The sequence below is a fragment of the Flavobacterium sp. genome (assembly GCF_031411595.1).
Lineage (GTDB): Bacteria > Bacteroidota > Bacteroidia > Flavobacteriales > Flavobacteriaceae > Flavobacterium.
Map to the genome: position 1 here is coordinate 1 of NZ_JANOBI010000001.1, position 12,758 is coordinate 12,758.

Annotated in this window: 12 protein-coding genes and 1 tRNA gene; 9 read left to right on the plus strand and 4 right to left on the minus strand. The window is 36.8% G+C overall.

What is annotated here, in order from left to right; translation table 11 throughout:
- Positions 1-233: DUF4442 domain-containing protein (locus tag RMO03_RS00005; protein ID WP_309640021.1), on the minus strand; the 233-nt coding region annotated here is incomplete at its 3' end.
- Between the two features lie 156 nt (positions 234-389).
- On the opposite strand from RMO03_RS00005, the gene RMO03_RS00010 reads away from it, so the two are divergent.
- From RMO03_RS00010 to RMO03_RS00050, 9 genes are all read left to right on the plus strand, one after another.
- The gene (locus RMO03_RS00010; protein ID WP_309640022.1) at positions 390-845 is read left to right on the plus strand and encodes a DUF4870 domain-containing protein; all 456 of its coding nucleotides are present in this window, start codon (positions 390-392) and stop codon (positions 843-845) included.
- Between the two features lie 64 nt (positions 846-909).
- Positions 910-1,692, plus strand: a complete 783-nt coding sequence (locus RMO03_RS00015) for a GIN domain-containing protein (protein ID WP_309640023.1) — start codon at positions 910-912, stop codon at positions 1,690-1,692.
- Between the two features lie 86 nt (positions 1,693-1,778).
- Positions 1,779-2,108: a PadR family transcriptional regulator gene (locus tag RMO03_RS00020; protein WP_091393082.1), complete on the plus strand. Its 330-nt coding sequence runs from the start codon at positions 1,779-1,781 to the stop codon at positions 2,106-2,108.
- Positions 2,109-2,113: 5 nt separating this feature from the next.
- Positions 2,114-3,853: a PspC domain-containing protein gene (locus RMO03_RS00025; protein ID WP_309640024.1), complete on the plus strand. Its 1,740-nt coding sequence runs from the start codon at positions 2,114-2,116 to the stop codon at positions 3,851-3,853.
- Between the two features lie 2 nt (positions 3,854-3,855).
- Complete coding sequence (locus tag RMO03_RS00030) at positions 3,856-4,584, plus strand: head GIN domain-containing protein (protein WP_309640025.1); 729 nt, start codon at positions 3,856-3,858, stop codon at positions 4,582-4,584.
- A gap of 159 nt (positions 4,585-4,743) precedes the next feature.
- Positions 4,744-5,586, plus strand: coding sequence for a hypothetical protein (locus RMO03_RS00035; RefSeq protein WP_309640026.1), 843 nt, complete (start codon positions 4,744-4,746; stop codon positions 5,584-5,586).
- A gap of 76 nt (positions 5,587-5,662) precedes the next feature.
- Positions 5,663-6,535 carry an ABC transporter ATP-binding protein gene (locus RMO03_RS00040; RefSeq protein WP_309640027.1) on the plus strand — a complete coding sequence of 291 codons (873 nt, stop codon included), beginning with the start codon at positions 5,663-5,665 and terminating at the stop codon, positions 6,533-6,535.
- Positions 6,536-6,552: 17 nt separating this feature from the next.
- Entirely contained in the window at positions 6,553-10,131 is a 3,579-nt protein-coding gene (locus tag RMO03_RS00045; RefSeq protein WP_309640028.1) for a M1 family aminopeptidase, read from the plus strand.
- 71 nt (positions 10,132-10,202) lie between these two features.
- Positions 10,203-11,039, plus strand: a complete 837-nt coding sequence (locus RMO03_RS00050) for a GIN domain-containing protein (protein ID WP_309640029.1) — start codon at positions 10,203-10,205, stop codon at positions 11,037-11,039.
- A gap of 89 nt (positions 11,040-11,128) precedes the next feature.
- Here the strand turns inward: RMO03_RS00050 and trxB are convergent, their stop codons facing one another.
- From trxB to RMO03_RS00065, 3 genes are all read right to left on the minus strand, one after another.
- Complete coding sequence (gene trxB / locus RMO03_RS00055; protein ID WP_309640030.1) at positions 11,129-12,076, minus strand: thioredoxin-disulfide reductase; 948 nt, start codon at positions 12,074-12,076, stop codon at positions 11,129-11,131.
- Between the two features lie 79 nt (positions 12,077-12,155).
- Positions 12,156-12,347, minus strand: coding sequence for a hypothetical protein (locus tag RMO03_RS00060; RefSeq protein WP_309640031.1), 192 nt, complete (start codon positions 12,345-12,347; stop codon positions 12,156-12,158).
- Positions 12,348-12,531: 184 nt separating this feature from the next.
- Positions 12,532-12,606: transfer RNA gene (locus tag RMO03_RS00065), tRNA-Pro, on the minus strand.
- Positions 12,607-12,758 lie beyond the last annotated feature (152 nt).

Consider the following 12,758-nt stretch of genomic DNA (forward strand, 5'->3'; position numbering starts at 1 on the left):
TTACGACCACTTTTTTGAATTTGAAACATCACAAGTGCACCCGTGGTCAGTTCTGCTGCCATTGCTTGTACGGCAAAATACATCGAGTGGAATGGGTTCTGGTTTTTCCAAGTATGCTTTACAGATGTCGTGCATCTATCTACTTCAAGCGTTTTTACACGAACGCCGCACCAAAAAGCGGCTGGTAACTTTAGAAAAGTAAATGCATTTATTTTTTGTGGCGTGATGTGCATGTATGCTGGTATTTTTCCGAAATATAGTCATTTTCGGATTGGTTTCAACACAAATACTTTTGTTAATATTTTGTTAATATTTACTACTATGCGAAACATAGTATTGTCTTTTAGATATATATTTGCATAAGAAATTACTATATACTTTTAATCATCATGGAAACACAATCAAAAAACAGTACAGCAGCTTTAATCAACTTAAGCACTTTGACACAGTATTTTATTCCGTTTGGAAATTTGATTTTTCCAATCATCATTTGGAGTACCAATAAAGATAAGTCAGAATATATTGATCAGCAAGGAAAACAAACTATTAATTTTCAATTGAGCTTATTCGTTTACACTTGCATTCTTGCGATGATTGCCATTCCGATTATCATCATTACTGTAATTCAAAATGCTAGTTTTTCAGCTTTTATCAATCATGACGATTTGGTGTTTGACGAATTCAATTTCAATAACATCAATGGTGTTTTAACTGTTGCCATCTTAGCCATCATCTTATTTATATTTATGAAAATCGCGGAGTTTTTTCTAATCATCTACGCTTCGCTTAAAACATCTAACGGAGATGATTTCAAATATCCGTTGACCATCAATTTTTTAAAATAAATCAATTTCAATCATCAATTTTTTAATCAACAAATCAATCATCAATCAAAAAAACGAACAAATCATGTTAAAAATCATCACAACGCTAACCGTATTCCTCATTGGAATCTTAGCAAAAGGACAAGTAACAGAAAACAGAAACGTATCTGCATTTTCTAAAGTAACAGTAGCCAATGGCATTGAACTCATTTACACCGAAAACCCATCAACTTCGTTGCAAATTGAATCAGAAAACCAAACCGTACTCAACGAAATCATCACGGAAGTGAACGGAAAAACTTTAAAAATCACTATGGAAAAAGGAACACAAATTCCATCGAATGAAACTGTAAAAGTGTATTTATCGGCGCAAAATATTGTAGCCTTGGAAGCACACTCGAAAGCAAAAATTACGATTATCGATCAATTCAATGCGCATCATTTGAACATTCTTTTAGATTCCGGAGCCACATTGACAGGCAACATCAAAACGTTGGAAAAAACCAAATTGTATGCTGCCAATGGAACTGTATTCAATGGAAAAATTGAAACCAAAATACTCAAAGGGAATTTTAAAAGTAACGCCAAAATTAATTTAACAGGAAAAGCAGAAAATGCTTCGTTTCAAACAGCTGACTCGGCTTTGTTGAGTGCTAAGAATTTTATTGCCAATACCATTAATTTGAGTGCCAACGGAAAATCGGTTGCTATGATACACGCCAATACTAATGTTGCTCTGAATGTTACTGATCAAGCCAGAGTTTCTTACACCGGATTTCCGGAAAAAATCGAATTGAATGAAGAAGCGCAAGCCTTCAAAAAATCAGATTACAATAGTTTAGTGTCTTACAACAATGTAAGCAACTAATATCAGGGAATCAAAAAACGAATAAAACCCGAGGCGCCGCCGAACTGATGGAGCGCAGCGGAATAATCCCAAATAAAATTAGCATCATGAATATTGAAAACACAAAAGCCCAAATGCGTAAAGGGGTTCTCGAGTTTTGCATCTTATCTGTTCTCAAAGAAAAAGATGCTTACACTTCAGAGATACTAGATACCTTAAAAAACGCTAAATTGCTTGTCGTAGAGGGAACTGTTTATCCGCTATTGACAAGACTCAAAAATGACGGATTACTCAACTACCGTTGGGAAGAATCTACTTCGGGACCGCCAAGAAAATACTACGGACTCACCGAAATTGGAAAAACATTTTTAACTGAATTAAATGGCACTTGGACCGAACTATCCGATGCCGTAAACATAATAACAAACCAAAAATAATAGTCATGAATAAAACTGTAAACATAAATTTAGGCGGTATGTTTTTTCATATTGATGAAGACGCATACCAAAAGTTGACACGCTATTTCGATGCTATCAAACGTTCTTTATCAAATTCTAACGGGCAAGACGAAATCATCAAAGACATCGAAATGCGCATTGGCGAATTGGTCGCGGAAAAACACACCAGCGAAAAACAAGTCATCAATTTAAAAGAATTAGACGAAATCATCGCTGTCATGGGACAACCCGAAGATTACAGAATTGATCCAGACGGTGAAGAAGCACAACAAGCCAGCGACTTTAATAGTGCCACAAGAGCCAATAAAAAGCTATATCGCGACAAAGACACCGGAATGATTGGTGGTGTAGCCTCTGGTTTGAGTCACTATTTCGGAATCGATGTCGTTTGGTTGCGAATCATTTTAGTGGTATTGGTTTTCGGTGGATTCGGATCCGGAATCGTTGCTTACCTCGTACTTTGGATTGTAACTCCAGAAGCGATTACTACTTCTGAAAAATTAGAAATGAAAGGTGAACCCATCACCATTTCAAACATCGAGAAAAAGGTAAAAGAAGAATTCGATTCAGTTTCTGACAAATTCAAAAATGCCAATTACGACAAAATGGGAAACCAAGTAAAAACCGGCGTTGAGAAATTTACAGGCGGTGTAGGCGAAGTCTTCATGAGTATTTTTAGAGTATTCGCTAAGTTTTTAGGCGTGATCTTAATTCTGTCAAGTTTAACATGGCTCGTGATTTTATTCATCGGTGTATTTACACTAGGTTCTGGCGCTTTTATCGATTTTCCATGGCAAAGTTTTGTGGAAGCCGGCAATTTTTCTGAATATCCGATTTGGGCTTTTGGACTATTAATATTCTTCGCTATCGGAATCCCACTCTTTTTCTTTTTAATCTTAGGTTTCAAATTATTGTCACCGGGAATAAAATCGATTAACAATGTCATCAAATATACGTTACTCGCTTTATGGCTAATTTCACTAGGAATATTGATTTCACTAGGCATCAGACAAGCCACAGAATTCGCAGTTGACGGAAGATTCATCCAAAAAGAAAACATTCCAGTGCAAGCCAATGATACACTTTTCGTAAAATTCAAATCGAATGATTATTTCTCTAACGGAATTCATGACAATGATAACTTTATTGTTACAGAAGATTCAACTGACGTAAAAGTCATTTACTCGAATGAAGTTCGTTTGTATGTTGTGAAAACAGATGAAAAAACACCTTACATCCAAATCGAAAGAAAAGCCAAAGGCAATTCATTATCGAAAGCTAAGAAAACGGCTGAGAAAATCAAATACGGTTACAAAATCGAAGGCAATCATTTAATTTTAGACAACTATCTGTTGACCGAATTTAAAAACAAATGGCGCGATCAAGAAGTTGAAATCTACCTATACTTGCCAGTCGGAACCTTATTGAAACCCGATAGTAGCATCCAAGATTATGACGATTCTGACGATTCTTATTTCAATCTACATTTCAGTGGTGATTATACTTATAAGGTAGAAAATTCAAAAGTGAAATGTATGAATTGCCCGCCTGACGAAAACGAATGGAACGATGTAAAAGGTGAAGTGGATAACGACTCAACTTCAACCAGCGTAACCTTAAATAAAAACGGAATCTTGATTAAAAAAGACAACAAAGGATCCGAAGACAAGGAAATTAAAAGTGTTAAAATCAACGAAGACGGCATTACCATTAAAACCAAATAGTCATGTTGCATTTAAAAAAAATCATCCAAAAATCGGCGTTGCTTTCTGTAACTGTGATGCTGTTTGCTGCCTGCCAGTTTAATGGTGTGAAAGGCAGTGGCAATGTGGTTACAGAGAACAGAACGGTTCCGAATTCGTTTAAAAGCATCAAAGCTGAAAAAGGACTTGATGTGGTTTTAGAGCAATCGCCTGAAACGAGTATTACCGTAATTGCCGATGACAATTTGCAGAAACACATCAAAACAACTGTTGAAAATGGGGTTTTGACGATTACTTCTGACATCAACAATTACATCAATGTCGAATCGAAAAAAGTGGTCGTAAAAGCACCGAATATTGAAAGTATTGATGTGTGTTGTGGTGTAAGTTTCAATGCAAAAAACACCATCAAAGGCAATACAATCGCTCTAAAATCAAGTAGTGGTTCTTCGATGAATATCGCGATTGAAGTCGAAAAAGCCAGTTGTGAAGCTTCTTCCGGAAGCGACATCAAAGTATACGGAAAAGCCATGGCAATGGAAGCTGCGTCATCGAGCGGAAGCACCATCGATGCTGAAAAACTGCTCTCGAATGAAATCATTGCTGGAGCATCAAGTGGCAGTGTCATCGAAATTTTTCCGTTAGTGAGTCTCAATGCAGATGCGTCTAGTGGCGGTGTGATCAACTATCACAATGTGCCTAAAAACATTAATAAAAAATCGTCTTCGGGCGGAAGCATTAGCAAAGAATAAACTTCAAAAAAATTAAATTGATAAAAATCATCCAAGCCAATTGGGTGATTTTTTTTTATAAATCATTGGCTAAAAGAATCATTTGTTAAAAAAATTTTTAAATTAGCCAACCTCGAATCATCTATGCTTTAGCGCTAAAATCGAAATCATTCACTACTGATGGCAATCACTTTTAAAAAGGTCAAACACGCATTCAAGCGGCATCCATTTTTATATTTTGTACGGTATCTATTGTTGTCAAAAAACAATAAAGAAACCGATATCACTAACCTTTATTGCTTTAACGATTCGAATCATATTGCCGATGTTCCCAAGTTGTATTTTGAAATTAATACCCAAATAAAACTAAATCCAACCCAAGACGAATTGGAAAAATCTTTAGTCATTGGCGATTTTTTGAGAAGCACTTTAAAAGGCGGCACCGGCATTGGACTTTCATCCGAAAAAACGCTAGAAATCATGTTGGCCGGCCAAGGTGGTGTATGCTCAGATTTCTCTCAGATTTTCAATGTTTTTTGTTTGATTAATGGCATCCGAGTTAAAGAATGGGGCATTGTTGATTGCTTTTATAATTCACAATTCGGACATTCCTTCAATGAAATTTATTCCACGAAACTTCAAAAATGGGTGGCCATCGACATTCATAAAGCCATTATTTTTGAAGATGTAGCCCACAACAGTTACTTCTCGGTAGTGGATTTGTTTACCGATTTGAGAAAAGGAAATCCACTGCAAGCGAAACATTATTCCAATTATGTTTCACCGGACCTCGAAAGAACTCCGATGGTGTATTCGAAAGAAACCATTCCTTTTTTACTTGATAATAAAGAAAATGCTGCAGTAGATTATTACTACAACAAATTTCAAAATACGATGCCCATCATCTTGATCAATATCATATTGATTCTATTGAGAAAAAACCAAACCTTTATTTTTGTTATGGATGATTATAAAGTGAAACTATTGCCTCAATATTTTCAAAAACTCAAGTGGTTCTCCTAAAGCAAAATCGAATTCTTGTAACAATATCAATTTCTAACCTACCAACGTTTAAAATTAACCCACCAAAACCGCCAATATGGAATTACAAATCAACAATCTAAACAAAAAATACAGCAATGGCGTGCATGCCTTAAACGATGTTTCTCTAACCATTCAAAAAGGAATGTTCGGATTACTCGGCCCTAACGGCGCTGGAAAATCATCCTTAATGCGAACGTTAGCCACGCTTCAAGATGTTGATAGCGGCACGGTAACACTCGGCGACATCGATGTGTTGAATGACAAAGAATCCGTTCGTAAAGTTTTGGGTTACTTGCCACAAGAATTTGGCGTTTACCCAAGAACATCAGCAGTTGATTTGCTCGATCATTTGGCGCTGTTAAAAGGATTCGAATCGAAAGCTGACCGCAATCAAATTGTAGAACAACTGTTGCTCAAAGTCAATCTTTGGGAACACAGAAAAAATGCCGTAGCGAGTTATAGTGGTGGAATGCGCCAGCGTTTTGGTATTGCACAATGCTTAATCGGCAGCCCAAAATTGGTGATTGTTGATGAACCAACCGCAGGTTTAGATCCGGGTGAAAGAAATCGTTTCTACAATATTTTAAGTGAAATCGGCGAAAATATTATAGTCATTCTATCGACACATATCGTTCAAGATGTTCGTGAACTCTGCACGCAAATGGCCGTTATGGACAATGGTAAAGTACTTTTCAGTGGTAATACTGATGAGGCACTTCTTGAAATTAAAGGCAAAGTTTGGGAGAAAAGAGTCACCAAAATCGACTTGCCAGAATACCAAAAAAACTACAAAATCATTTCCAATAAATTGGTTGGCGGTCAACCATTAATTCATGTTTTCTCTGAAACGAATTTAGACAACGGATTCAGTAAAGCAGAAGAGAATTTAGAAGATGTATTCTTTGCGAAACTCAACGAATTAGTTTAAATCAATAGTTTACAATTATGTGGAAATTTATACAACACGAATTAAACTATTGGTTGAAAACACCAATGGTTTGGATATTCTTTTTTATCAATGCATTATTGGTCTTTTTTGCTGTAGCTTCTGACAATGTTTCCATTGGCGGCGGCGTAGGCAACATTCATAAAAATGCGCCTTTTGTGATTGAACAATATTATGCCGTGATGTCGATCATCGGATTGCTGATGACGACCGCTTTTATGAACGCGACTGCCAATCGCGATTTCCAATACGGTATGCACCAATTTATTTTTTCTTCACCAATTAAAAAAAGTGATTACTATTTCGGGAAATTTATTGGAGCAGCAATCGTTTCTGTAATTCCAATGTTGGGTGTTTCACTCGGATTGTTGCTCGGGCCAATTTTGGCTGGAGTATTTGATATGGCGCCCGCAGAGCGTTTCGGGCCGATTATTTGGTCTGGACATTTGTATGGAATTTTGGCTTTCGCGATTCCGAATGTCATTATTGCTGGCGTTTTGCTTTATGGATTAGCGATTATTTTCAGAAGCAGCATCGTTTCGTTCATCGGCTCGATGTTGATTCTCGTATTCTATGCTGTTTCATCGGGATTCACGCGCGACATTCAAAAAGAATGGTTGGCCAATATCTTAGACCCTTTTGGCGTGAGGCCTTTCCGCATCATGACCAAGTATATGACTGTCGCGGAAAAAAATTTGCAAGTGGTTACTTTACACGATGCATTGTTATTCAATCGTTTGATTTGGCTGGGAATCAGTGTGCTGATTTTATTTTTGATTTACGCCAAATTTTCATTCAATACCAAAAAAGAAAAAGTAAAAAAACAGAAAAAATCAAAGAAGAACATCGCACCAACGATATTGTTCGATGTCGATTATCATCCCACTAAAGCCAATGCCTTTTCGTTGATTACGTTTTGGAAACTCGTGAAATTCGAAACCAAAGCGGTGATTAAAAACCCAACTTTCATTATTATTGTCGCTATTGGTTTGATTAATTTAATTGTTGGATTAACGACTTATACCGGAAGTTACGGGACCGATCAATATCCTGTAACCTATTCGATTGTTGATACCATCAATGATGCATTTTTTATTTTCATCATTGGATTTATTGCATTTTACACTGGTGTTTTAGTTTGGAAGGAACGCGATGCTAAAATCAATGAAATTGAAGATGCCACTCCGATTCGGTCAGGAATGCTTTTTACATCCAAATTAGTAGCGTTGATTATCGCGTTGGCCATTATGTATTCCGCAACCATTATCATTGGAATTATCGCGCAAACCGCTTATGGTTATTACAACTACGAAATTGATGTCTATGTCAAATCATTACTCATCATCGGTTTGTTGGGCTTTGCTTTTTATATCGTTTTATCGCTATTATTTCATTATTTAATCAACAATCGCTACATCGCGTACTTTGCTTTTGTAGCGTTTTTGGTGGTGAATAGTTTTATTTGGGGTTTAATAGAAATCAACAGCAACATGTTGTCATTTGGTTCAAGGCCTAGTATTACGTATTCGGACATGAATAAATTCGGCCCATTCGTGCCATCGACGATTTGGTTTAATATCTATTGGGCGTTGTTCTGCGTGATTTTATGTTTTGTAATCAATGCGTTTTACATTCGAGGAAAGGAACTTCAATTTAAAATCAGAACCAAAATTGCCGGAACGATTCTTAGAAAAAATAAAGTCGCTTTTGCGTTGAGTATTATTGCTTTTGCAGTGTGTGCCGGTTTCGTTTTCTACAATACTAAAGTTTTAAATACTTACGATTCTGAAAAAGAGCGCGAGAACAAACAAGTCGAATACGAAAAAAAATACAAGAAATTCGAACACCTGACACAACCTCGATTTTACAAATTCGATTATAAAATCGACATCATGCCCGAAGATCGGAACTTAACCGTTCATGTTGATTCTTGGGCGAGAAATATTTCTTCGACACCGATTAATGAACTTCATTTCACAATGCCTTTGCTCACGGATAGCATTCACATCAATATTAAAGGCGCGAAACTCAAAAGCAATGACAAACGTCTAAAGTATCGCATTTATACCTTAGCAAAACCATTGGCTCCGAATGATTCTATTAAAATTGATATCGATTTATGGAAAGACAATCAAGGTTTTGAAAATGAAGTCAGTTTCACGCAACTTACCCAAAACGGGACATTCTTCAACAGCTCGGATATTTTGCCGGCGTTCGGTTACAAAAGCGATTATGAAATCGCCGATAAAAATGAACGCGTGAAACTCAAATTGCCGCCGCGTCTGCGCATGCCCAAACTCAATGAAAATGATAGGGTATCAAGAGCCGATACTTATCTTTCACATGATTCGGATTGGGTTGATGTCAATACCACAATCAGCACATCTTCAGACCAAATTGCGATTGCGCCGGGTTCTTTAATCAAATCATGGAAATCGAAAGGAAGAAATTATTATCAATATAAAATCGACCAAAAATCATTGAATTTCTATTCCTTTATTTCAGCGAAATATGAAGTCGCCAGAAAAAAATGGAACGGTATTGACCTTGAAGTTTATTATGATAAAGAGCACGCTTACAACGTTCCAAATATGCTCAAAAGCATGCAGAAATCGCTCGAATATTACACGGCGAATTTCGGTCCGTATTACCACAAACAATGCAGAATCATTGAGTTTCCGAGATATTCAGATTTCGCTCAAGCCTTTCCCGGAACCATGCCTTTCAGCGAAGGAATTGGTTTTATCATTGATTTGCGTGATGTAACAAAAGACGACATCGACCAAGTATTTTATGTCGTAGCGCATGAAATGGGACATCAATATTGGGCGCATCAAGTTTCGGGGGCGAATATGCAAGGTAGCGAGATGATGAGCGAAGGATTTGCACAATATTCCGCACTCATGGTCATGGAAAAAGAATACGGAAAAGACAAAATGAAGAAGTTCTTAGAGTATGAAATGAATAGTTATTTACGAGGCAGAAGTTCCGAATTTGAAGGCGAGCAACCGTTGATGAAAACCGAAAGCCAGCAATACATTCATTACAATAAAGCTAGTGTGGTCATGTATTATTTGAAGGAAATGATTGGCGAGCAAAATGTCAATCATGCGATGAGAAATCTGGTTTCGACTTATGCTTATAAAAATCCACCATATCCAACTTCGATTGCCGCGGTGAATGAATTTAAGAAAGTCACACCCGACAGTTTGCAGTATGTCATCAAAGATATGTTTGAAACGATTACGATGTTTTCGAACCGCATGCTCGATGCTACTTATAAAAAAGTGGGGAACGAATATGAAGTCACTTTAAAAACCACTTCCGAAAAATTTAGGTCGAATTCGTTGGGTAAAGAAACCCAAATTCCGGTAGCCGATTATATCGATATTGCCATTTTTGAGGAAGGAAAGGATGATAAAAATTTAGGAAAACCCTTAATTTATAAAAGAGTAAAAATCACCAAAAAAGAAAATACATTTACATTCAAAACGAAGGCAAAACCTTATCAAGCAGGAATCGATCCTTATAATTATTTGATCGATCGTGTGCCGGATGACAACCTCAAAAAACTATAAGAAAAGGTTAATATCTAAAACATCCTACATTAACGAGGATGTTTTTTTATATTTGAAAAAAATTAATTGGTATGAAAAAAATTATTGGACTAGTAACATTCTTCTTATTTACTTCTTTGGTATTTGCCCAGCAAAAAGAAAAGGTGAAAGGATCTAAAATCGTTACAATAGTACAAAAAGATATCACTGAATTTGAGGAACTTGAAGTGGCTGATAACCTCGAAATATTTTTAATCAAAGGCGATAAATGTGCGCTGGAGATTGAAGCTGACGATAATTTACAGGAATTCGTTTCCATCAATGCAAAAGGGAAAGTCCTGCATCTTGCTTCAACAAGACAAGTTTCAGGAGCAAAGAAATTTAGTATTAGAGTCACTTATACCGATGATTTTAAATTATTGATGGCTAAAGACGATGCGAATGTTACGGCTTTGGCTGAATTGAATATACCGAATTTCACTTTCAAAATTCATGACAATGCCAAGATTTATGCGAATGTGAATGCCAAGACATTTACGTTGATGTCTGATGATAAATCGAAAGCGGAACTCAACTTGAAATCGGAAGATGCGACTATAGAAATGAGTAAAAACTCACAACTCAAAGCGTTGATTGCTTCAACACAAATGAAGTTTGATATGTACCAAAAAACAAAAGCAGTCATTGAAGGCGATGTGATTGATTTCAAATTGCGATTGGACAACGACGCCGATTTTACCGGAAACAAACTCACTACAAAAAACACAGAATTGCTTGCGGAAGCATCTTCAGAATGTAGTATCAATGTAGCTACAAAACTAGTGCTTGACGCTAAAGGAAAAGCGGAAATCAAATTGTACGGCAATCAAAAAATTGAGATTAAGAACTTTTTGGATAGCGCTGTGTTGAGTAAAAAAACTTTGAAATAATTGATAATGAATAATCAATAATGAAAAAGCCCCGAGTAAAACCGGGGCTTTTTTTATCTAATAATCTAACGATCCAAAAATCTAATAATCTATTCTTGAGCTGCCAAATAACGTTCCGCATCCAAAGCCGCCATACAACCCGTTCCTGCAGCTGTAATCGCTTGACGATAGACATGATCTGCGGCATCACCGCCTACAAAAACACCAGGCACACTAGTTTTTGAAGTACCGGCAACATTAACGATGTAACCGGTTTCGTCTAAGGTTAAATAGTCTTTGAAAATTTCTGTATTGGGTTGATGACCGATGGCTACGAAGAAACCTGTCGCAGGAATATCGAATATTTCACCAGTGGTTTTATTTTTTGCTTTTACGCCAGTAACGACTTGATTGTCGCCTAAAACTTCTACAGTATCATGATTCATTAAAATCGTAATATTTTCAGTTTTACGAACGCGAGCTTCCATGATTTTAGAGGCTCTGAATTTTTCGCTACGCACCAACATCGTGACTTTTTTACACAATTTTGATAAGTAATGAGCTTCCTCACAAGCCGAATCTCCAGCGCCCACAATCACAACTTCTTGGTTTCTGTAGAAGAATCCGTCGCAAACGGCGCAAGCAGAAACACCGCCACCCATTTGCAAATAGTGCTGCTCTGACGGAAGTCCCAAGTATTTTGCTGAAGCTCCGGTTGAAATAATTACGGTTTCGCAATGCAATTCTTTGGTATCGTTAATCCACACTTTGTGAATTGGGCCTGTGAAATCAACTTTGGTCGCCCAACCGTCGCGAACGTCGGTTCCGAAACGCTTGGCTTGGTCTTGCAATTGCACCATCATTTCTGGACCGGTAACACCATCAACATAACCTGGAAAATTTTCTACTTCGTTGGTGGTAGTCAATTGTCCTCCGGGTTGTGTTCCTTGGTATAGAACTGGGTACATATTTGCTCTGGCTGCATATATAGCGGCAGTATATCCCGCTGGACCTGAGCCGATGATAAGGCATTTTATTTTTTCGATAGTATCTGACATTTTTTTATTTTTTTAAGGCACCGCAAAGCTAAGTTATATCTGTTGAAATATAAAGTGTAAAGTATCAGTTTTTGTTATTTTAGAATAAACAAATTGGTTTTGCTCGCAAAGTCGCAAAGGAAATTGGAGTTGAACTTTGCGCCTTTGCGACTTTGCGAGAAATTTCAAGTAATTTGCTTTTTAAATTGGCAGGATTACTGGCGTGATCCTGAGTTGGGGTGGCGTTACAAAAATCCTTTAAGGTTTTTTCAAAACCTTGGAATTTTTTCATTTAAAACAAATCTCAAGTAAACTTGGATTCAGGATTACTAGCGTGATCCTGAGTTGGGGTGGCGTTACAAAAACCTTTAATGTTTTTTCAAAACCTTGGAATTTTTTCATTTAAAACAAATCTCAAGTAAACTTGGATTTGTTTTAAATGAAAAAATCCCTTCTGATACCAGAAAGGATTTTTGTCGGGGTGGCAGGATTCGAACCTGCGGCCTCCTGCTCCCAAAGCAGGCGCGATAACCGGGCTACGCTACACCCCGAAATTTGTTGTAAATTCCGAGTGCAAATATATAACAATAATCAACTTTTCAAAGTCTAATTCAACTATTTTTTTAAAAAATTATTTTGTTGGTTTTTTTCTTAAAACAGCACTATCGACAAATCGTTTTAACTCTACTTTTTGATCACCATA

Bases quoted from the DNA above. Each gene is read 5' to 3' on its own strand.
- RMO03_RS00010 (WP_309640022.1), top strand. From the start codon at position 390: ATGGAAACACAATCAAAAAACAGTACAGCAGCTTTAATCAACTTAAGC.
- RMO03_RS00015 (WP_309640023.1), top strand. From the start codon at position 910: ATGTTAAAAATCATCACAACGCTAACCGTATTCCTCATTGGAATCTTA.
- RMO03_RS00020 (WP_091393082.1), top strand. From the start codon at position 1,779: ATGAATATTGAAAACACAAAAGCCCAAATGCGTAAAGGGGTTCTCGAG.
- RMO03_RS00025 (WP_309640024.1), top strand. From the start codon at position 2,114: ATGAATAAAACTGTAAACATAAATTTAGGCGGTATGTTTTTTCATATT.
- RMO03_RS00030 (WP_309640025.1), top strand. From the start codon at position 3,856: ATGTTGCATTTAAAAAAAATCATCCAAAAATCGGCGTTGCTTTCTGTA.
- RMO03_RS00035 (WP_309640026.1), top strand. From the start codon at position 4,744: ATGGCAATCACTTTTAAAAAGGTCAAACACGCATTCAAGCGGCATCCA.
- RMO03_RS00040 (WP_309640027.1), top strand. From the start codon at position 5,663: ATGGAATTACAAATCAACAATCTAAACAAAAAATACAGCAATGGCGTG.
- RMO03_RS00045 (WP_309640028.1), top strand. From the start codon at position 6,553: ATGTGGAAATTTATACAACACGAATTAAACTATTGGTTGAAAACACCA.
- RMO03_RS00050 (WP_309640029.1), top strand. From the start codon at position 10,203: ATGAAAAAAATTATTGGACTAGTAACATTCTTCTTATTTACTTCTTTG.
- trxB (WP_309640030.1), bottom strand. From the start codon at position 12,076: ATGTCAGATACTATCGAAAAAATAAAATGCCTTATCATCGGCTCAGGT.
- RMO03_RS00060 (WP_309640031.1), bottom strand. From the start codon at position 12,347: ATGAAAAAATTCCAAGGTTTTGAAAAAACCTTAAAGGATTTTTGTAAC.